Origin of the sequence: Pseudomonas svalbardensis, assembly GCF_030053115.1 — a bacterium.
Taxonomy (GTDB): domain Bacteria; phylum Pseudomonadota; class Gammaproteobacteria; order Pseudomonadales; family Pseudomonadaceae; genus Aquipseudomonas; species Aquipseudomonas svalbardensis.
In genome coordinates this window covers 4,614,020-4,634,164 of the sequence record NZ_CP125619.1, presented here as the reverse complement: position 1 = coordinate 4,634,164, position 20,145 = coordinate 4,614,020, and the positions used below count along the sequence as shown (strand labels likewise).

The window sequence follows — 20,145 nt, the reverse complement described above, 5'->3', positions numbered from 1 at the left end:
GCATGACTTCCTTGCCCAACCTCGACCAAATGACCCCCGACCAACTGCGCGCCCTCGCTGCGCAGTTGATGTCGAAGGTCGACACCATGGGCAGAAAGATCCACCGCGATCAAACCATCATCGAACAGCTGACCCACGAGATCGCGATCCTCAAGCGGCACCGGTTTGCCAAACGCAGCGAGCAGATCAGTCCTGAACAAGGCAGCTTGCTCGACGATCTGCTCAACACCGACCTTGAGGCTATCGACGCCGAGCTGACGGCACTGCTTCCGGCTCCTGCTCCAGAAGAGGCGCGCCAAAAACCAAAGCGCGCGCCACTGCCGCCGCAGTTTCCACGCACCGTCATTCATCACGAACCAGAAAGCACTCAGTGCACTTGCGGCTGCCAACTCCAGCGCATCGGCGAGGACATCAGCGAGAAGCTCGATTACACGCCGGGCGTGTTCACTGTTGAACAGCATGTGCGTGGGAAGTGGGCCTGCCGTCAGTGCGAAACACTGATCCAGGCACCGGTACCGGCCCAAGTGATCGACAAGGGCATCCCAACTGCGGGCCTGATCGCGCATGTGTTGGTGGCGAAGTTCGCTGACCACTTGCCGCTGTATCGGCAGGAGAAAATCTTCGGGCGCGCTGGTTTAGCGATCCCGCGCTCCACACTAGCTCAATGGGTTGGACAAACAGGTGTACAGCTTCAGCCATTAGTTGATGCCTTGCGAGAAGCCGTCCTGGCGCAGCAAGTTGTCCACGCCGATGAGACGCCGGTGCAGATGCTTGCGCCCGGAGAGAAGAAAACTCACCGCGCTTATGTCTGGGCTTACTGCACCACGCCGTTTTCGGCGCTTAAGGCAGTGGTTTATGACTTCAGCCCGAGCCGCGCCGGTGAGCATGCGCGTAACTTCCTCGGCGCGTGGAATGGCAAGCTGGTGTGCGACGACTTTGCTGGTTACAAAGCTGGGTTTGAGAAAGGCATGATCGAAATCGGCTGCATGGCTCACGCCCGCCGCAAGTTTTTCGATCTGCATGTCGCGAATAAAAGTCAGTTGGCAGAACAGGCGCTGCACTCGATTGGCGGTTTGTACGAAGTTGAGCGGCAAGTGCGAGACATGAGTGATGGAGATCGCTGTCGAATACGGCAAGAAAAAGCGGCGCCGCTGGCCAAAGCACTGCACGACTGGATGTTGGCCCAGCGCGATCTTGTGCCCAATGGATCAGCAACGGCCAAAGCCTTGGATTACAGCCTTAAACGCTGGGTAGCGCTGACGCGCTACCTGGTCGATGGGGCGGTGCCCATAGACAACAATCCAGTCGAAAACCAGATCAGGCCGTGGGCACTTGGACGCTCGAACTGGTTGTTTGCTGGATCGCTTCGCAGCGGCAAACGGGCAGCGGCGATTATGAGTTTGATCCAGTCGGCACGTATGAATGGGCACGATCCGTATGCCTATCTCAAAGATGTGCTGACGCGGCTGCCGACGCAGCGGGCGAGTGAGATCGACCAACTGCTGCCGCATCAGTGGGTATCTGCCTGAGTCATGCAAGGTGACTTCGGCGGACGCTTACCGTATTTCTCCCGCAGAATATTTTCTTAGCGTGATATGAGGAAATATAGGGTGAATGTTTTTCATAAATGCTGGAGATCTCGTAGTTGCTAATCCTACTCTAGATTTAAATATAAATAGGAGGGGGTTTCTATACTTTGAAGGGGGATAGTCCTTTTACACAATATCTAATCTACTAACTTATTCACAACGAAGTTGCACTGATAATAAGTGTCTTCGATGTGGCAGTGAATGTTGAGCGAGTATTTAATTGTTTGTTAGGAGGTCAAGGCGTGCCCCTCCGGGGACGGCTGTCGTTGAACCAAGCCCCTACGTGTCTTGGCCCTGGCGGGCTTCCATCCTCACGTCTTCGGCCGGGCGGACTGCGCGCTCCGCTTGCCTAAAGCACAGGACTACGTTTCGATTTTTCATCGCAGCTTCGGATGGCTGCGGCGGAAGCTGTGGGCCGCGAAGGTCGACAAGCACCTGTAATGGCTTTGCGCGACTACGAGCTGAACTGCTGGTAGCATATGTCCAAATGTCAAACAAATACTGTATTTATATACAGTATTGGAATAACGGTTATCTACCCAACGCCGACGCCGGGCCGGTGCCCTGCGTTGATTTGCTGACGCGTATCAAGAAGCGATGCGTGTGCTCGGTCTGCTAAGCGAGTCGCTGGTCAGGGAAGCCATGCCCAACATTGGATTATGTATGGATACGACTCAACACCCGAATACGACGCTACCCGGTCACGCACCCTTGCCGTTCGATGCGACGCTCCTGTTCAAGGCGCTTCAGTACCAGCTGCTCGTTGCCGTGGAGCATTGCTATGACCTGGCACCTGACGAGTGCCTGTGGCTCGAAGTCCTAGGAGATGTCACGGTTCCTGGAAAAAGCCAGACAGAGGTCAAGCATTACACCGATAACCTCACGGATAGCCATGCCAATTTCTGGAACACCCTGAAAAACTGGCTACATGAAAACTTTGATCGCACCTCCTTCAAGAGCCTGGTGCTGCTGACGACGCAGGAGTTCGGAGCGCAAACCCTGCTCAAGGGATGGAACACGGCCACTCCCGCCGAGCGGCTTTCGATCATGGAGAGTATCGTTGCATCCTCTCAAGCCAGTGCCGGCAACAAGGCGAAGAAGGAGTCCGAGGCCGGGGAGGTCATTTCCAAGCCCTCGAAGTCCCAGTCGCTTCAACAGTACGTGATGACTCTTGACCGCCGTGGCGCATTGATGGAAGTGCTGGAGCGGATGCACATCACAACAGGCGCCGAGTCACTGGAGCAACGCCTCAAGACCTACGAGACCCGTCATCTCAAGCCCATTCGACCGTCCAAATACCAGCAGTTCATCTATGAGCTGTTGGGCTTCATGTGCAGCCCAGAGCTAGTGATCGAGGGGTGGAAGATCACCCATCAAGCTTTTACTGACAAATTGTCAGAGCTTACGCATCGGTACATGAAGCATCCGAAAACTTTTCCCCCAGTGGATATGGCGGCGCTCAAGAAGAGCGTCGATGTCGAAGAAATTCGGCCCATGCCGTTTGCTCAGAAAATCACAGAAATTGGCGGAGAGCAGTACCTGAAGCGGGCAGCTCTGCATCGAGTGGTTGCCCAGACGACGATCTCCGATCTGTACACGGATGGCGTGCTCTTCAAACCAATGGTGGATCTCTACCTCAGCAATCATCTTACACAGCACCAATACGGGCGTGATGCGGCGATGCTCGGCTGCACGGGGGTTACCTGTTCAACCCAGCTGAGTACCCGATCCATGATGTTCTTCCTTGAGCGTAATGGTTTGCCCCCTGAACCGTTCTGCGGCTTGGAACACACGATGCCCGAATTTCGCAATGGCATCTATCACATGCTCGCAGGAGAGAAGCCCGAGGATGAGGATGACGAATTTCACTGGAGGCTGTGGTGATGACCACTCAAGTCTCTGATCACCTGTATACCTTGCACAGAACACCTTTTGCGCTCGCGCCTGTTATCCAGAGCTTCTATCAGCACTGGGAGCCGGTCGAAAAGGATGTACTGCTCAGCTACCTGATCCTTCCCCTCGTCACCTACAAGCCGATGCATGCCTTCCTGCACAGGGCGCGACGGGACAGTTCACTTCGGACGATGGCCTCAGACTCGGAAAGGCTCATTGGGTTGGCCCTTCGTGTTGAGGAGTTCAAGCCGATCACCAACGCTTCCTTGCTTATCCTGGCCGCTGAAAAAAGTCTGGAAATCACGTCCGAGCTGTCCGTTCGATCGCTCCAGAAGCCGCAGTCGGTCAACTCGGATAAGTCGTTGCTGAGGTACAGCCAGAAACTGGCCATGGTGCTGTCTGGCGAAAACGTTGTTTCAATTTACAGGATGTTGGGGCTCAAATCGCTATGAAGTGTTACGTACAATACATCGGTGTCGTGGACAGTGATCATAACGTCCACCACGTCCCCTTTGAGCCTGGTCTCAATATTGTGACCGGCAAGTCCTCCAAAGGTAAAAGTGCGATCCTCGACATTTTTGATTACTGCCTGGGGAGCTCCGAGGACACGATCCCGGAGGGTATTATCACGGATCGTGCGAAGACATTTTTTACCGTGCTGCGTTTCCCGAGCATGGCGGTTGTCGCGGGGCGAGCGGTGGCCAGCAACCGGTGTTTTCTACGCGAGATTTCCGGGCAGGCGGTGGACAATGTGCTCCAGCTCATCGAAGACGTGGATACGTTCTTCACTTCTAATTTCTACCAACCCAAGGCCGACTTCCTTAAGAGCCTAGGGCGCTACTTCGGTGTCACGCTGGAGAACATCGACACAGATCCGCTGCAGCAGGAGATGACCGGCAAGTGGAGCGCCACACCTTCGGTGCGCAGCTTCCCGTCGTTTATGCTGCAGCATCAGAACCTGGTGGCCAACCGGCATGCGGTTTTCTACCGGTTCGAAGAGAAGCGCAAACGTGACCAGGCAATTGATCACTTCAAGATCTTCATGGATATCGTTGGGGAGGATTACTTCGATCTTGCGAAGCTCCGTACCGAGGCCCTGTATGAGCTCAAGCGTGCTAAGGCTCAGATACCAAAGCAGGACAAGATCAAGGAAGATTACCTTTCTGACTTCGCAACCTTGTTGAAGGAGTACGAAGCGTTCGCCGGTATGCCGCTGACAGAACTCACACCTGAGGAAATATTGGCGAAGCCCAAGCCAGCGTTGGAGCGCCTCACAGGTCTCTCTGTCAGAGTTGATGGCCAGTCCAGTGCTTTTGAAACCAGGCGGACTGAACTGCGCGAGCAGAAAGCCGTACTGATGGCCAGTATTCAGAAGGCGCTCAATACTCGCTATCTGCTGAAAGTATCTACTCAGCAGGCGTCGGGTTTCGCGGAATCAGTGACCGCGTTGCCCATCCCTACGACGACCAACCTTGAACACGCGGCCTGTCCCGTTTGCGCATCGCAATCGGATGTGGCTGAGGACGAAGCCAACAAATTGTCGGCAGCGATCCACTGGCTGAATGGTGAGCTCAAGGTCTCGACCTACGCGCGGGAAGGGTTCGGTGAGGAGAGCCGGGCGATTGATGAAGAGATCAAAAAGCTTCGCAAGGAACTCGCGCTCGTAGAGAAGGCGCTGAAGCCCCTAGACGATGAAGCGGATCGGCTGGAGAAATCAAAGTCTGCCGATGGCGCCGCTCAGAAGGCCAAAATCAAGCTCGAGCTCGCCATTGAAAAGCGCATCGCGAATCCCCCATCCGAGGCAACGGGTATGGCGGATTTCTGGCAAAAAGAAGTTGATAGGTTTGATGGGCTTATGTCCCAGTACGACGTTGAGTCAAAGCTGTGGGCACTTCAGAACGATATCAACAAAAAAATGAAAACCTTCGGAAAGGACTTCGACTTCGAGGAAACCTATAAAACGGGCTCTTTAAAATTTGACGTAGAAACCTTCGATCTTTGGCATGAGCGGCCCATCGCTGGTGGCCACTTCAAAAAGGTATTCCTGCGCTCGATGGGCAGCGGAGCCAACTGGTTGTATTCGCATTTGACACTGTTCATGGCGCTGCACTATCAGTTTGCGGCTTATCCCAAATGTAAGGTGCCGCCGATCCTATTCCTTGATCAGCCGACACAGGTCTATTTTCCCTCAACAGATGATTCTGATGCATTCAAAGCAGATGATCTGCGTGGGGATAGAAAGACTGCCAAGACTGTCGACGAGGATGTAGACGCTGTTTCGAAGATGTTCACCAACCTGGCCAGATTCTGCGATGTGACGCTCAAAGAAACCGGCGTCATGCCGCAGATTATCGTGTGCGACCACGCCGATAAGTTGCCGCTGCAGGGCAACTATGTCTTTGAGAATTTCGTTCGCGCTCGGTGGAGAACCAAGGGCCTGATCGCGGAGTAACCTGAGACGTTGCCAGGGGAGGTCGCTCCCTTGGCCGGTATCGTGCGAATTGTAGCTGGGGCTGCGGTCAACTCGCTGGAGGGTTTGCGGCACTCAGTGAGAGATACCAGTCAGCATAGGGTGTATTGGCGACCTGACACTTATTGAAGTCAGGGCTTCCATCGTTCCACCAAACCGGCCCGCGCTCCCCGAGTGCTACCTTGGCCTTCTGCACCTTTGCCCTTAGCGCCGACAACTGCCCAGGATCGCCAGAAGCTTTCGCTTCCTTTACCTCACGACGCGCCGCCATCAAGTCGTTGACCAATTTCTGCCGCACATCCTCACTCAGCGATGGGTTACTGCAACGCCACAGCTGTCCTTTGATTACAAAGTAGCGACCGTCAGGTGTCGTGAGATTCATTTCGGAAGCTCCGTGCCGACTCAGTGCAGCGTTCTGGCTCGAAAAGCACCGCAACCGATGCACTCCCGATTTGGGCTTCTGACTTGGTATTAGAATGACGCTCAGCTAGATGCTGGCTCTGGGCATCGACGAGTCTCTCTGCCAAGAAACCTCACCGGGAGTTCTCTGGATGATTTGCGGGTGGTGTCGACGTGCGATTCGCAATACTCCCCACAGCATGGCAATCGCTACCGCCACCCAAGCAGCAAACATACTGAAAATGGTCATTGCTAGGCTCATACTTCTCTCCTTTGCGTAGTCGTCATCCTGCTCTCCTTGTCGATGATCATTTGCCACTAGCACATTCAGCAATTTTATGAGGCTATGGTTTTGAGCACCGGAACGCAATGTGGAAACCTTCTTTAGGCTGCAGATCGCTTTGAAACCGGTAGCTCGATCCAATAGTTTAGAGTTTCCAACGACGACTCAGCCGGTGCCTGCGAGCCAGCCCTCGTAGTTGAAACACTGGCGAAATAATCTGGCCGTATGATTCGCGTCATTGGAATCCTAGGTGCTAGAGATGAATCGGCCATCAAGAAGCATGCGCAAACTGCTCGACTCCGTCGCTACCAACAATGAGCGCGCTGCGCTGGATGTTATGCGTGCAACTGAGCAGCTCACGGACGAGGTGTTGCGGCAACGACTGCTCAACTTGGTTCACCGGCTCAATCAGGACGCCGATGACCTGCGATTGGCGCGCGACGACTTCCAGGGCGGCGCCATCAAATTCGCGTGACTGACCGCCCGCGACTTAGCGGACTGGTTGAACTCACCGTATGTTTGGCGCCGGTACGGATGGCAGCTCCGTCAATGTCGAGCCTCGGCTGTCCATGTGATTTCCTTTTGAGTACAAACAAAGGGCCCTTCGAGGGCCCTTTGTTGTATGCGCTTTCGCAATTGCCAGGCCGACTTAAGCTTGGCGCGCTGCTAATGCCGAGTAGCTGTTCATCAGGTTGCGATAGTTCGGAATGCGCTGGGACAGCAGGTTGCCCAGGCCTTCGATGTCGTTGCGCCAGTCGCCCTGCAACTCGCAGGCTACCGAGAACCAGTTCATCATTTGCGCACCGGCTTGCGTCATGCGGTTCCACGCCGCCTGTTGCACGGTGGTGTTGAAGGTGCCGGAAGAATCCGTGACCACGAACACTTCAAACCCTTCAGCCAGGGCCGACAGCGTCGGGAAGGTCACGCAAACGTCGGTCACCACGCCGGCGATGATCAGCTGTTTGCGACCGGTCGCCTTGATCGCCTTGACGAAGTCTTCGTTGTCCCAGGCGTTGATCTGCCCAGGACGGGCAATGTAAGGCGCATCTGGAAACATTTCCTTGAGCTCTGGTACCAGTGGGCCATTGGGGCCTTGTTCGAAGCTGGTGGTCAGGACGGTTGGCAGTTCGAAGAACTTGGCCACGTCAGCCAGGGCCAGCACGTTGTTTTTGAACTCGTTGGGCGAGAAGTCCTGCACCAGCGAGATCAGACCGGTCTGGTGGTCGATCATCAACACTACGGCGTCGTCTTTGTTCAGGCGGTTGTAAGTGGCGTTGCTCATGATGAAATCCTTTATCGAGAGGGGTAAGTGGCGTCGTTCAACATGGGCTTAGATTAATGATCTACGAAATGGGGAAAAAGAGGGTGAAAACGGTTTGACTGTCAACTCAGATGGGACAATAACTCAGAGCCTACGCATGTGAGCTGGCGGGCATTAGCGAAGAGAGGAGGGAGCGCGTGAAGGATCACGGCAGAGCAAACGTCTTCTTGGGGCAGACAGGAGCACTTAGGAATATCTCGGCACTAAAGCTTTAGAAATTTCGTTGCTCAAGGAGCGGTACCATTCGGTATAGGGAGTAATAGTCACTCGGCGCCTTTGAATTCGTCGACGAGGCGCTGCCGGGCGTGTCATGACTTGGCTCGTACTAGACCGCATCCGGTCACCAAAACGATTCTTAGCTGGCAGGCTATACAAGGCCTACAAACGACAGGATAACTAGGACGATCACCACTGCCCCAACGATGTAGATGATATTGTTCATGAAAACTTCCTCTCTAGCTGAACGGGATTTCGACACAAAGGTGTCTAATACAAACGACACCTCCGTTGGCAACTCCGTTCCGCAAACCAGATTCAGATGCTGCGCATCACACCAATGTTCCCTTTCGATATTACGAACCTTTCCTGGTCGCCAAATGTCTATTTACGGATGTTCGCTCAAGTGTGAACCCCGCAACGGATACGACCTAATGAGCAAAATAACCGCACTTACTTCATGCAAATCGGAGTTTGTGGTGTAACGTTAGAATAACAATCACGGAGAGATTTCCCATGTCCAAGCTCGCAGAGTTCCGCCAGCTCGAAAAACACCTAGCTGAACAGCTTGAAGCACTCGAAGCCCTGAAAGGTGACGCGGGCTTGAAGGCTGAAATCGAATTCGAAACAAAGCTCCATGCCTTATTGGCGAAGTACGGCTTCAGCTTAAAAGACATCGTCAACCTACTTGATCCAAAGGCAGGTCGTCGCGCACCCGCTGCTGAGTCGAAGAGCACCACTCGCAAGCCACGCCAGGTGAAGGTCTACAAGAATCCAGAATCTGGCGAAGTTGTAGAAACCAAAGGCGGCAACCATAAAACGTTGAAAGAGTGGAAAGCACAATTTGGTGCGGACACGGTCGAGTCTTGGCTGACCAAGTGAATTCGGTTTGAGTACAAAAGGGCGTTTATGCGCCCTTTTTGCTAACGCTTATCTAGGTCGGTTTTGAGCGTGAGCCTGGGTGTTGCCTCTGAATTTCTTACATATGGAGTACAAGTCATCCCGAGGGTTAGACATCTGTTCTGCGTGCATACAGCCATGGAGCTTGGGCAAACGCGTCGCCCCGATCAACCTCTTGCTGCTTTGACTCGGATGCATTTCAACGTACTAGGCCGTTAGAAATTCGCTAGCGGGTATGGCGACGCGTTGCCAGCCTTCGGAAGTGACCTCTGACCGGCAACCGCCATAGTGTTACTTCTCACCCGACCAATACCAAAGCGTATCGCCCCAGCTTGAGCCGCTGAAACTCGGCAGGATTTCTCCCTGAGTGAAATAACGTCGGGAGTCGGATTGAGCTGGACTGAACCAGTAACCTGCCACGCTGCATGGCTGACCGGCCTCAAGGCGTGCGGGAGCTTTTGATTGACTATCTTCTTGGTCGAAGCGAGCGTACCAGCGGGCTGTGCTGCCTTCTTCGAAGCAGTTTCCATAAGGGGAGTAGGTGTGCAGTTGATCTGGATTAGGGATGCGCAACGATTTTACGACTCGATTGACCGCCACATAGGCAGAGGGAAGCTGTTCATTTTCTGCGCCCAACTGGGGGAGGTCACCCGCACGGATGATCAGTCCGTTCTCGTATCTCAATACTTCTACATCGCCACGCCCACCAAAAGCATGACGTAGTCGGTCTTCGCCCCCGAGCCGCTCCACAAACTGCTTTCCAAGAACGGTGTACCAGTTCACCCCCTTAATGTGATCAAGTAGTTCTCGCTTAAAGTTGTGTACCATAGAATCTACTTCAAGTCCGGAGAACTGCTGAGCAAGCTGAAATTCCATAGGCATGTAGCTATCGAAGTCATAGGGTAGAACGCTGGACAGGCCGCCATAACCATGTTCAGCCCTAACCTGGTTACAAAGGTAAACCAGCCAGTTCTGATATCGAGCGGCACCGTCAGCTTCCTGCAGCAAAGCCCAAGGCAAAGTGATCTTCAAATACGAGCGCTTCTGGTCGCCATGGACTTCAAAAGAGTTCAATGCTGAAAGGCTGTATTCAGCGGCCTCACTTGCGGTCGGAGCGCTACTGATGTGCCACTCATATTGTTCGTTCGAATCAGTTCCAAGAATCTTCATAGTCGTTTTTTTGAAACTTTCGTTTGTCAGTTTCTTATAGCGACCATCAAATTGCCCTTTCAGGTGTTGGCCGAACTCTTCCTTGAAACGGTCGAAGCACTCCATGACTTTTTTCTTGTTTTCAAGCAAATAGCCTTCTTTGAAATACACAGTAGCGATCAGTCCAAGCCTTACGACTGGTGTGTTATCCGGCAATTCAAAGGCTAAATTTGGGGCTTGGTGAGTCAATTTTTCCAACGAATTCATAGTCGTCTCTTCTATCCGGCAGCAACTGCTGCAGTAACGGCGGCACCACCCAAAATGCTGGCTAACAAGGCCCATGAAAGCTGAGCCAGGCGCACAATAACCAATAAGCCGGCAACAATGGTTGCTGGAATACCCGCTGCTACAAAGGCGGCTCCAATGGCAAACGCGATTACTACCGTGGCTACAGCGATCCCCAAGTCGATCAAAACCTGTACCCAATCGATCTGCCGAAGCATATCGAGAGTTATGTCTGTATAGCGTTGGACTTCTTTCCAGATAGCTCTCAATTGCTCATCTGTCCAGCGAATGACCTGAGCCCCTGTCTCGCTGACCCACTCCCAAGCTTTTTGCGATTCGCGTCGCACCCATTCACCTTTGACTCCAAGCCATGTTGCGGCGTCTTCGAGATGTTGTTGTACTTCCTGAGAGAGCTTCCGAATACCTTGAGCTCCTTGTTCCAGAAGGCCATCTACAGCCTCTTGGACTTGTTGAGTCCAGCTTTCAACATGGGCAGGCCTGGACGTAGGTGCTGGGCCATACGCAGGGACTGGAAGAGGCGCGGGTCTTGGCGGTTCATCAGGATTTCGGGGAGGTAATAACACCGGCCATTGTAGAGGATTAAATTCTCCGGTTGGCTTGTGCTCTCTGTTGTACTGGCGATCTCGTTCGCGATCACCATCATCGCGGCAGTCGCTAATTTCCAAAACAGAGAACCGGTTCGGCCCTCCTGCGATGTCTAAGTAGGCCTCTCTCTGAGCCATTCCAAGCACGTCCCCTGGAAATTTCACTTCCACTAAACGTTCTAGATTATTCGGGTGAGCAATACCTTGATGATCAGGGCCGGCCTGTCCCGGCCAGCGAATACTCCGATTCTTTACGATGATGACGTCCGGGCGTCGCAGTAAGCCTTTGACCGAACCTTTGGGAAACGGAAATAAAGTATGGCGTCGCAATGGATCGGGTTTCTCATCTTCGCCGAACCACGAGGAGCTGAGAAATGGTTTGGGTGGAAGGGATGCCATGTCAAAGCAGACTTCCGCTTTATAGTCCCAGAGAAAATTCCAGCGATATTCGTCTGCTCGGATCAACCCACTCATGACAAGTTGTTTGAGCTCCAGAGCTGTGACACCACCGTCCTTTGCTTTCTTGATAGACAACTTCGGAAACCGCGAAGCGTAATTCGCTTTTTCCATCAGGTAAGGCTTGTTGTCCGGGTTGGGCAGTGGAGCCTGTTTGATCGTGCCTTCAATGCTGGTGTTAGTACAGCCCTGGGGCGTTTGAGGTGGTTGCATGACTGCCATGTATCAGCCCTCCGAGTTGGCGTTTTTGAAGTCCAGGGTCATTTCCTTTGGAGCACTTTCACCCGCCCTGATCAATGGCTCTTCAGGCTCCGGCTTACGAATTGGCGTCAACAGCTCCACTTCGGTCGGGTCGGTGCTATGGGCCAGAAAGGTCTTTCCTTCTTCGTTGGTGTAACCGGCAATACGCGTGCCGTCGGCCAGCTTCAATGTGTAAGGGCTTCCTACTAATGGTTCGCCTGTTTTTTCGTCCTGAAGCAGGTACCGTGCTTTGTGACTGCGTGGGGCATTTTCGAGCAGTTTCCCGAACTTGTCCTTATCAGCTAGACCAGGCAAAAGAGGCCCCAATATCCGAATGCCCGTACCAACTCCAGGCGAACCGCCCGAGTTGGTCTTGACCTCCGCACCGCTGATGGTCACGCCCCCGGCATCAATCTTCACAAAGCTACCGCCAGCTTTGGCCGTCAGCTCCATGCCACCTTCAAGCACGACCTTGTCGCCAGCGTGGTAGTGAATCTCTTGCCCCGCCTCGACAAACTGCGCCGCCCCGACCTTCAGATGCTGAGTCACGGCGACAGTGAGGTGATCATCCGCCCGCACTTCGGTCTTGCGGTCAAGGTGGGTGAGGCGATGCTCTTCCACCTTGAACTCGCTGAATACATTGGCTTCGACCGTGTCATGCCGTTCATTGCCGACACGAATTTTCTGGTCGTGCTCGATGTTTTCGTCCCAGTCGCGCTGGGCGTGCAGGTAGATCTGTTCCGCGCCTTTTTTGTCTTCGATGCGAAACTCGTTGTAGCCCTTGCCGCCCGGTGAACTCAGGGTTTTGAAGGTGCTGCGGGTTTTGTTCGCCGGCAGGTCGTAGGGGACGACGTTTTCCTTGTGGTACAGGCAACCGGTGATCAGCGGTTGGTCGGGGTCGCCTTCGAGGAAGCTCACGAGCACTTCCATACCCACGCGCGGGATGGCGATGCCGCCGTAGGCCCTTCCGGCCCAGCCAGTGGCCACGCGCAGCCAGCAACTGGTGTTATCGTCGGACTGGCCGTCGCGATCCCAGAAAAACTGGACTTTGACCCGACCGTATTGGTCGCAGTGGATCTCTTCGCCCGGCGGGCCGGTGACGATGGCAGTCTGACTGCCCAGGGCCTTGGGTTTCGGATGTTCGAGCGCAGGGCGGTATGGCGCGTCCCACGGGGTGGCGAGGAAGCGGTTGCGGTAGCCCTGGTGGAAGTCGTCTTTGTTGTGAGTGACGTCGCTGGTGATGTTCTCACCCAGCACCTGCGGCTGTTTGCCTTCGTGGATCACCTCCAGCAGCAACCAAAGGTCATTCCATTCGGCACGCGGGTGTTCACTGAGGGCCAGGAAGTGCCCGCTGAGCAGGGTTGGTTCATCACCTTTGCCTTCAGCCAATTGGTAATCGCTACGGTGGCGTTCGAGGGCGCGGGTCGCCAGTTGCTTGCCGCGCGCGCGGTCGGTGAAGCGGCCAGGATAGTCGTAGTCTTCCAAGTCTGGAGCGAACGCGGTCTTGGCTGCACTTTCAGGCAGCAGGCGCGGTTTTTCGAAGTCGTAGTCGCGGCGGCTGACGCGGGTGGTGCGGGTTTCCAGGCGCAGGTTGAAGCGCTTGATCACCGGTTTTTCGGCGGCCATGCCTGAATCCTGCTGGTAGCTCACGGGCGCGAGTTTGCGGAACACCGTCTGATCATCGCCGAACACCAGTTTGTGGCCACTGGTGCTGTGCTGGAAGTGGAAGTGAATGCCTTCTTCTTCGCACAGGCGCTGGATGAAGTGCAGGTCGGATTCGTCGTACTGCACGCAGTACACGCGCTCGGGGTAGATCGCGCCGAGCTGGAAGCTGTAGGCGTCGGCCAGAATGCCCCGGGCCTCAAGCACCTGGGCGATGATCTTCGGCACGCTGAGGTGCTGGAAGATCTGCTGGTTATGGTTGTGCCGCAGGTAGGCTAGTTGCGGCACCAGACTGATGCTGTAGCGGGTCAGGCTCTTGCCGGAATCGCCTTGTTCGATGCGATACACCAGACCGTGGATGATGCCTTTGCCGGTGGCGCCGAAGGTCAGGCAGCCGGTCTTGTGCAACAGCTGTTCGAGCTTCAGATCGGGGCGGGCGCTGACCAGTTCAATGTCGAAACAGAACGGCTGATTGAGGGCTTCGCGACCGACAAAGCTGAGTACCTGAAGGTCAACGGATATGCCCTCCAACTTGAGGGAAATATGAGTTGCGTTTGCGTCCAGCATGCCTTGAGTTCCATCCATTGAACGATTCAGGAATGAAGGATGGTGCTGGATTTGCTTTACAACCTCAATGTAAAAATTGGTGCAGGGAGTCAGTGCAACTCGATCTGCTCAGTTTCTACAAGGTTAACGATAATCTCGATGTGGAAACCTGTTCGACCGTGACTACCCAACAGGCTTCTTTCGACATATGGATGAATTACTCCGGCGCCATCAACACCGCGAGGGTCAAGTTGATGAACTCTTCATTTGTTCTGATCGTGTCCAGCGCACCGCGCACGTTGCCTCCAAGGGAGCAGATCAGAGTTTGCATCGCGAATCCTCCATGGAAGAAGGAGAGCGTAGCAGTATGAGTGGATGGAAAGTACGGACACCGTCGAGTCCTGTCGGCTATTCAGGCTCACCTTTTCCAGCAGCTCGCTTAGCCTCCCGTAAGATGTCCTCGGCGTTCATTGCAGAGTCCAGTTCTGGCAACGGGTAGCCGGCCTCAGCATGGGCTTTGGCGCGCTCCTCAATCAGCAGGCTCTCAGGGTCACGAGCCTTTTGATAAGCCCGGCCAGCTACGTACCATTCTCGAGACATCGCTGCTTTCCATTGGTTTTGGCAGTGGTCAACAGGCTAGCATGACTATCCATTTTGTTTGTTTCAGATGCGGATTCGGACTCGCGCCGCCTGCTGGGCAAGAGGGGCGCTGTCATACGGCGAAGGTTGGCGGCTCATGGGGAATCGGCCAACCTAACGTGTAGTTAGTGCGGATATTGGGTGCCGGCGGGGAGTCAGCGGGCGGCTAGCACGCAACCTGAATTCTATCGAATGACCAATCTGCTAATCCTTCGCATCCCCCGGTTAGGTAATCGGCAGTAACAGCGACTGTAGGGTCTGCCATGACTGCCATCATGTCTGTGGCCTGCTTCTTCGCCGGTTCGGGCAACTCGTCCCACCAGGACATCCGGATGGCATGATTTTCACAGCAGGCCAGAGAAAAACGCAGCAGCATGTCTTCGAGCTTTAACCCTTGACGCACTTCTTCTACTAACGATTGCATGAGTCTAAGGCAGCTTTCGTCACTGGATTCATGCCATGCAAGTACGAGCGCCCAACCGCATTCAGTGGGGGCAGTAAAGAATGTAAGAAGATCCATCTGGTTGGTGCGCAGGCCAAGGTGTTGCAAAGGGCGACCCTTGAAGTCGAAGTCGGGAAAAATGAGCCCGGAGGCTTGAAGAGAGCAGCGTGAGGTCGATCCAAAAATCGTGAACTTAAACCCCGCGAAATCGCGGTGTGCGAGCGACGCATCATATATATCTTTGTGCCGCCTGAGGCGCTCGAAGCCGAGTAGGTGACCATCGACACCATCTTGAAGAAACTGCTGCTGAGCAGAACTCAACCCCGGGTAACTCCTCATTTCGCCCAGAGTGGTTACTGCATTCTCTTTGACGAAATACTCACGGCAAATGCTTCGATACGCATAGAGCGCGACCTGCTCGTGGTCATATGACAACAGTTTATTATCAATGGGTTCAAACAGCTTGTTGTCGTGATGCTTGCACATACCCACAAAGGTAGATGCCCGGTTCACGCCTATTTTTTTGGGGAGCGGTATCCCTCCAGATTCCTTGAGGGTTGAAATGTCCGAATTTAGCCGGTAGACGTGCCCAGACTCCGCAATCAACCTCAGTTGACCTTGCTTCTGAATGGAGTGCGCAGCGATTATTTCATTACACCGAGTGCCATCCTTGAAGTGTAAGCAACGGCCTTTTTTGCTCTGCTGTTTCATTGCCGCTTGATGGGCGTTCGAAAAAGACATGTCGGAAGCGCTCCTATGCTAAGTACCGCCATTTTGGCAGAAACGTAGATACGCCCCCACCGAGCTGTGTTGCTTTTCCGCACCCAATAGGCTGCCCGATGCGGTTTGGGGGTGTGCTTCCCACCCGTTTGCATTCGTCCTGACCAGCCATTTGCATCAGATTTGACCATCATGCTTAGTAACCATGGCCGGCAGAGAGCGACCCAATACTATCGGTGATGATTCGATGAGACTGGTCAGAACGGGAAATCTACAAAAAAGATCTGCCCTGAATGGCACTTACTTAACATGTTTTGCGTGCCCATTTTTCCTGACATCTGCCCTTGCTGACCGACGCGGTTTGGTCAGTAAGGGGTAGGCTTGAGGTCTTCGTTTTATGGCTCGCGGCTCGATACGACCAGGCCGATTCCCGACGCGCCTCTGAGCAATCAACATCAATAAATTCGACAGGCCATCCTCGTCTTCGGGGCTGCCATATTGTCGCAAAGCCAGCCATAGCTGAAGGCTGTGTTTGAAGCTCAGTTCGCGAGGCAAGCAATCCGCTAACAGAGCCGATTGCGCCATGAGCATTCGGATCAGATTGTGTGCCAACAGATAGACCCATAACTCCTTGACTGCCATGCCTGGGGTTTTGCAGCTTAACTTTCCAAGTCCTAGCGTAGCTTTGAGATTGCGCAGATCCAACTCGACATGCCATCGACCCTTGTACAGCGATTTGAGAGCTGTTTTGGGTGTCTGCTTCGGGCAATGCAACGTGGTGACCAAAGTCTTTCCACCCGCCTTCAGCTCTCGCACTGTCAGTCTTTCAGGCGCCTGTTCGTAATGCGTTTGACTCATCCACGGCGGTCTTCTTGCAGGCTTTTTCAATTCGATCAGGTGATCTTCCGAACCCAGACTTTGCCCTAGGCGAAAGTCCGTGCTGCGCCGTCGAGCACCGTATTGTTCGAACACGCCATCGACACCTCTTCGTTGCAACTCACACAGCAAGAAGTAGGTAGCGTAGTAAGCGTCGCCCAATAAAATGTCGCCTGTTTTCAGCGTGTCGAGCATTGATCTGAGCAGCGTTTGCTCATCGCCGCCTTTGCCTCGGAAGCGCCCAAGGGCGGCATCCAAGACGGCGCCGCTGGAAAGGCAAACGATGCCAACCACGCGACACAGGGGAAAACCAAGACCGACTTTCTGGCCGCGTGACTGCGGATAGGCACCCTGATTGGCCGCAGTGTCGGGCATGCTGACCGTCGTGCCGTCCACCAACCGTACAGGCCGTCCCATCCAGCGCCACGACGAGGGTGCGTTATCACTTATCGAAGCACCGGTGTGCCTGACCAGCGTAGAAACCATTTCCACAGGTAGGCGTTTTCTGGCTTTGCAGTAGGCGCCCGTGCGAGTGCTACTGGGCTTCATGCCGCCACATGACCGTTTAATCGACAAGTCGTTGACGGCGTTCTGGCAGGAACGGTCGGCACTCATTGCTTGAGCCAGAAACATGGACAGCGTTTCAGTCGGCGGAAACAGACGCTCCCGATATTCCGGCAGTGCAGACTCGACGCGCTGTAAGAGCTCGGGAGACGTGAGGAGATTGAAAAACGCATAGGCATCACAGTCCGAAGCGTGTCGATGAAAACGTTGCTGTTGATGCTGGAGAATTTCACGTCTACGATTCATTTGGGGCTGTGTCCTTGGTTCGTCGGGGTGTGTTCGCAACTATCACCGTAGACCAAGACCAGCCCTTCTTCATTTTTTGCTTTCAGCTCAAGTGGTTAGCAGCTAAGTAAGTGCCATTCAGATCTGCCCTATTTGTACTATTTGGTCAAAAAGTCAGTCGCCTTGCTGTGCCTCATAAATATTAACTAGCTGCTGATAATCTAAATTTTCTCCTGGCCATGAGGCATGGATCTCAATAAGGTCAAACTCTAGTTCATCAGCTTTTGCTAGCTCGATGATTTCTTCATCAGACATGGCAGCGTATTCGGGCCATTGATCAATGAGCCCTCTTGCACTCGCAACGGCCTCTTCGTTGGTTCTGCCAATGTACAACTCATCAATTTGAGTTAGTCCGTAGGTGATCATATAAAAAGACATTATCTATCCTGAGTTTCAGTGAGTCGTAGTGATGGAAGACAAAACGAGCAGCAAAAGAATTTATATTGGCCGCGTGGCTGTCTTCATTCTAGTAGCTGTAGCGCTGGTACTTCGGTTCAGCTAAGGAAAGCTTGTACTCGAACAGTTCTACGTTCTTCATGGCTGTCTAGGCTAGTCGTAGATCCCCTTATCGAACGCCCCCCTCATATCTTGGTAATCACGAACGATTGCACTCCGGATAGCGGCCCCACGTGCATACATACTCCCAGAGCAGTTTACGCTCGAGATGTTTGATGTAGGCTGTCGTGTAGGGATCACCCATATCCACCGGGCAAGCGGATACCCAGAGATGCTCAAGCGGGGGTCGTTTCAAGCAGTGTCAATCTGAAGGTGTTGCCGCCTGAGTGGCCTGGTCGCTCGCTAAATGCGGACGTATTGAACTGCCGGAGTCGGTCTGCGAGAGTCTGGCCGGTAGTCTCACCGACATAGATAATGAAATCATTGTTTATACGATGGTTGTCCGGCTTGCGCCTGCTTCGAGCGATGAAATAGACACCTGGAAAATTCTTCCCAGGGAGCTCACTGCGCTTTGACCACGGTTGCCATTCACAAAAACCTACTTCACCCTGCATAGCGCTTGACCCACCTGCGACTTTCCTTTGAAGGAGCCAATGAAATCATCCTTTGGCCCTGCTTCCTCAACGCTACACGTTACCGTTTTCTCGGTCTCATTGGCGACCGTTAAGCATTGCTGCCTAATGGATGTCACAAGTTTGCATCGTAAGCATCCATGGCCTCACTGACTGAATCGAACCACTCAAATTCGCCAGACGTAATGGAGCTAGCGACTCGGTGGTTGACCTTTGCAGCGAGCCCTTCGAAGAAGCTATCCAGAGGCTCCGAAAAGAGGTCAGCAGTGGCGACGGCATATTGCTTTGTTGTCAAAGATTCGAGACATACGTAGCGCGCGGAAGCGCCGGAGTTCAGGCGGCGCCAGGTCACGACTTCGACAAAATCATGCATCCCCGAAGCGCTTAGTGTCGAGCCACCTTGGTGGGCGGTCAGAGGAGCGGTCGTGAATTGGCGTGCGTGCGTTGTACGGTTCGGCGACGGTGGATTTACAAGGTGCTTCAGCTCTTCGCGACCGGTCATAACGCGCTCGCGAAGCTCTTCCGGATTCATGGACAATCCACCACGATCACTGACTGAGTAATTCTTGAGCTTATTGAATGCTTCGATGGCCTGGCGGTCTTGCGTTTGCTCCCAAACGGATCTTTTGTCTTTGAAGAGCCAGGCCCAGAACTGCATGAATAATCCCATTTTTCTTTCACCCTGCCTTGATCCATGAGGAGCATCTTCAGTGAAGCGGGGGGAAATGTCCTGATATTTTTTTGCTGGGCGCAGGACAATTTCGTGGGAGTGGTTTGCCGCCAAAGGCATTCCATCATGTACTGCCGAATACTCGGCTGCTAGTTCAAACGCGATAACGGGTAGCCATGGGCGAGAGCGCTATGTCGTACAGAACCCGTCTATAAATCTCCCTTGGCCAGATGCGTCGAGTTGGCATTCGACTGTCCATCTGCAGCCGTCAAACACGAGCTTATAACTCCAGCAATTTCTCATCGGTTCCCGAACATCGACGACCCGAAACTCACGCATCAAATCTTGCGAGCTAGTGTGGTCTCCATGTTTGATCCGCCAAGCAGCAGCTCTGATGAGTTGCCCATGGCTGAAAACTAGGATGTCCCGGGCATAGTGATCCGCAAGCTTGGCCAGCATCGCATCTGCCCGCCCGAGTAGATGATCGAACGACTCAGCGCCAGGCCCATCAATCATCGTCGCGTCACCGCTCTCCCAGTAGCTTTCCGCATGTGGCTTTCGGTCGGCCTGGGTGCTGCCGGAAAATCGGTCTGGGTTCAAATAAGTAAATTCTTCGACCGCCCACAGCTCGAATGGCGCATCGGGGTAGCGCTGCGCGGTCGGTAATGCCGTAGCCTCGGCGCGCACAAACGGCGAAGAGACGATCAGATCTGGCACTGAGCTAATCGACTGAGCAAGTTCCTGGGCTTGGCGCTTGCCCTTTTCAGTCAAAGGTATGGAGTCGGGGGCAGTCGTGGCCAAACCGACATTCGCGGCGCTCTCGGCGTGCCTGATCAACCTGACCTGCTTTGGCATTTACTTCCTACCTTAAAAAACGCATGTGTAGTCTGCCAATGTTGAATTGGGC

Annotated in this window: 16 protein-coding genes; 6 read left to right on the top strand and 10 right to left on the bottom strand. The window is 53.8% G+C overall.

Features of this window, described 5'->3' with window-relative positions; genetic code table 11:
- Positions 1-2 precede the first annotated feature (2 nt).
- The 4 genes from tnpC to QFX16_RS21345 all read left to right on the top strand — a co-directional run bounded on the left by tnpC (position 3) and on the right by QFX16_RS21345 (position 5,934).
- A complete protein-coding gene (gene tnpC / locus QFX16_RS21360) occupies positions 3-1,529 on the top strand; it encodes an IS66 family transposase (RefSeq protein WP_010465918.1) in 1,527 nt (508 codons plus the stop codon).
- 723 nt (positions 1,530-2,252) lie between these two features.
- A complete protein-coding gene (locus QFX16_RS21355; RefSeq protein WP_283181239.1) occupies positions 2,253-3,473 on the top strand; it encodes a hypothetical protein in 1,221 nt (406 codons plus the stop codon).
- On the top strand, positions 3,473-3,934 hold the full coding sequence (locus QFX16_RS21350) for a three component ABC system middle component (RefSeq protein ID WP_283181238.1): 462 nt from the start codon (positions 3,473-3,475) through the stop codon (positions 3,932-3,934). Before QFX16_RS21355 ends, QFX16_RS21350 begins: the two co-directional genes overlap by 1 nt.
- Positions 3,931-5,934 carry a DUF3732 domain-containing protein gene (locus tag QFX16_RS21345; protein ID WP_283181237.1) on the top strand — a complete coding sequence of 668 codons (2,004 nt, stop codon included), beginning with the start codon at positions 3,931-3,933 and terminating at the stop codon, positions 5,932-5,934. The genes QFX16_RS21350 and QFX16_RS21345 overlap by 4 nt, the downstream gene beginning before the upstream one ends.
- A gap of 67 nt (positions 5,935-6,001) precedes the next feature.
- Here the strand turns inward: QFX16_RS21345 and QFX16_RS21340 are convergent, their stop codons facing one another.
- Complete coding sequence (locus QFX16_RS21340) at positions 6,002-6,334, bottom strand: hypothetical protein (RefSeq protein ID WP_283181236.1); 333 nt, start codon at positions 6,332-6,334, stop codon at positions 6,002-6,004.
- A 559-nt stretch (positions 6,335-6,893) separates the two neighbouring features.
- Here QFX16_RS21340 and QFX16_RS21335 point away from each other — a divergent pair.
- Positions 6,894-7,109 (top strand): hypothetical protein, encoded by a 216-nt coding sequence (locus tag QFX16_RS21335; RefSeq protein ID WP_105348965.1) that lies wholly within the window; start codon positions 6,894-6,896, stop codon positions 7,107-7,109.
- Positions 7,110-7,283: 174 nt separating this feature from the next.
- Here QFX16_RS21335 and ycaC read toward each other — a convergent pair whose 3' ends face one another.
- Positions 7,284-7,916: an isochorismate family cysteine hydrolase YcaC gene (gene ycaC / locus QFX16_RS21330; protein ID WP_105348963.1), complete on the bottom strand. Its 633-nt coding sequence runs from the start codon at positions 7,914-7,916 to the stop codon at positions 7,284-7,286.
- Positions 7,917-8,687: 771 nt separating this feature from the next.
- Between ycaC and QFX16_RS21325 the strand changes: the two genes are divergently transcribed.
- Complete coding sequence (locus tag QFX16_RS21325; protein ID WP_283181235.1) at positions 8,688-9,053, top strand: histone-like nucleoid-structuring protein, MvaT/MvaU family; 366 nt, start codon at positions 8,688-8,690, stop codon at positions 9,051-9,053.
- A gap of 309 nt (positions 9,054-9,362) precedes the next feature.
- Here the strand turns inward: QFX16_RS21325 and QFX16_RS21320 are convergent, their stop codons facing one another.
- From QFX16_RS21320 to QFX16_RS21285, 8 genes are all read right to left on the bottom strand, one after another.
- Positions 9,363-10,487 (bottom strand): type VI immunity family protein, encoded by a 1,125-nt coding sequence (locus QFX16_RS21320; RefSeq protein ID WP_283181234.1) that lies wholly within the window; start codon positions 10,485-10,487, stop codon positions 9,363-9,365.
- A gap of 11 nt (positions 10,488-10,498) precedes the next feature.
- Positions 10,499-11,788 carry a VRR-NUC domain-containing protein gene (locus QFX16_RS21315; RefSeq protein ID WP_283181233.1) on the bottom strand — a complete coding sequence of 430 codons (1,290 nt, stop codon included), beginning with the start codon at positions 11,786-11,788 and terminating at the stop codon, positions 10,499-10,501.
- Positions 11,789-11,791: 3 nt separating this feature from the next.
- The gene (locus QFX16_RS21310) at positions 11,792-14,035 is read right to left on the bottom strand and encodes a type VI secretion system Vgr family protein (RefSeq protein ID WP_283181232.1); all 2,244 of its coding nucleotides are present in this window, start codon (positions 14,033-14,035) and stop codon (positions 11,792-11,794) included.
- A gap of 784 nt (positions 14,036-14,819) precedes the next feature.
- Positions 14,820-15,836 (bottom strand): hypothetical protein, encoded by a 1,017-nt coding sequence (locus QFX16_RS21305; protein WP_283181231.1) that lies wholly within the window; start codon positions 15,834-15,836, stop codon positions 14,820-14,822.
- A 279-nt stretch (positions 15,837-16,115) separates the two neighbouring features.
- Positions 16,116-17,501: an IS4 family transposase gene (locus QFX16_RS21300; protein ID WP_283181230.1), complete on the bottom strand. Its 1,386-nt coding sequence runs from the start codon at positions 17,499-17,501 to the stop codon at positions 16,116-16,118.
- A gap of 153 nt (positions 17,502-17,654) precedes the next feature.
- Entirely contained in the window at positions 17,655-17,918 is a 264-nt protein-coding gene (locus tag QFX16_RS21295; protein ID WP_283181229.1) for a hypothetical protein, read from the bottom strand.
- A 765-nt stretch (positions 17,919-18,683) separates the two neighbouring features.
- Positions 18,684-19,352 carry a hypothetical protein gene (locus QFX16_RS21290; protein ID WP_283181228.1) on the bottom strand — a complete coding sequence of 223 codons (669 nt, stop codon included), beginning with the start codon at positions 19,350-19,352 and terminating at the stop codon, positions 18,684-18,686.
- Positions 19,353-19,427: 75 nt separating this feature from the next.
- On the bottom strand, positions 19,428-20,093 hold the full coding sequence (locus tag QFX16_RS21285; protein ID WP_283181227.1) for a histidine phosphatase family protein: 666 nt from the start codon (positions 20,091-20,093) through the stop codon (positions 19,428-19,430).
- Positions 20,094-20,145 lie beyond the last annotated feature (52 nt).

Excerpts from the sequence above, each read along its gene's own strand:
- tnpC (WP_010465918.1), top strand. The coding sequence starts at position 3 with ATGACTTCCTTGCCCAACCTCGACCAAATGACCCCCGACCAACTGCGC.
- QFX16_RS21355 (WP_283181239.1), top strand. The coding sequence starts at position 2,253 with ATGGATACGACTCAACACCCGAATACGACGCTACCCGGTCACGCACCC.
- QFX16_RS21350 (WP_283181238.1), top strand. The coding sequence starts at position 3,473 with ATGACCACTCAAGTCTCTGATCACCTGTATACCTTGCACAGAACACCT.
- QFX16_RS21345 (WP_283181237.1), top strand. The coding sequence starts at position 3,931 with ATGAAGTGTTACGTACAATACATCGGTGTCGTGGACAGTGATCATAAC.
- QFX16_RS21340 (WP_283181236.1), bottom strand. The coding sequence starts at position 6,334 with ATGAATCTCACGACACCTGACGGTCGCTACTTTGTAATCAAAGGACAG.
- QFX16_RS21335 (WP_105348965.1), top strand. The coding sequence starts at position 6,894 with ATGAATCGGCCATCAAGAAGCATGCGCAAACTGCTCGACTCCGTCGCT.
- ycaC (WP_105348963.1), bottom strand. The coding sequence starts at position 7,916 with ATGAGCAACGCCACTTACAACCGCCTGAACAAAGACGACGCCGTAGTG.
- QFX16_RS21325 (WP_283181235.1), top strand. The coding sequence starts at position 8,688 with ATGTCCAAGCTCGCAGAGTTCCGCCAGCTCGAAAAACACCTAGCTGAA.
- QFX16_RS21320 (WP_283181234.1), bottom strand. The coding sequence starts at position 10,487 with ATGAATTCGTTGGAAAAATTGACTCACCAAGCCCCAAATTTAGCCTTT.
- QFX16_RS21315 (WP_283181233.1), bottom strand. The coding sequence starts at position 11,788 with ATGGCAGTCATGCAACCACCTCAAACGCCCCAGGGCTGTACTAACACC.
- QFX16_RS21310 (WP_283181232.1), bottom strand. The coding sequence starts at position 14,035 with ATGCTGGACGCAAACGCAACTCATATTTCCCTCAAGTTGGAGGGCATA.
- QFX16_RS21305 (WP_283181231.1), bottom strand. The coding sequence starts at position 15,836 with ATGTCTTTTTCGAACGCCCATCAAGCGGCAATGAAACAGCAGAGCAAA.
- QFX16_RS21300 (WP_283181230.1), bottom strand. The coding sequence starts at position 17,501 with ATGAATCGTAGACGTGAAATTCTCCAGCATCAACAGCAACGTTTTCAT.
- QFX16_RS21295 (WP_283181229.1), bottom strand. The coding sequence starts at position 17,918 with ATGTCTTTTTATATGATCACCTACGGACTAACTCAAATTGATGAGTTG.
- QFX16_RS21285 (WP_283181227.1), bottom strand. The coding sequence starts at position 20,093 with ATGCCAAAGCAGGTCAGGTTGATCAGGCACGCCGAGAGCGCCGCGAAT.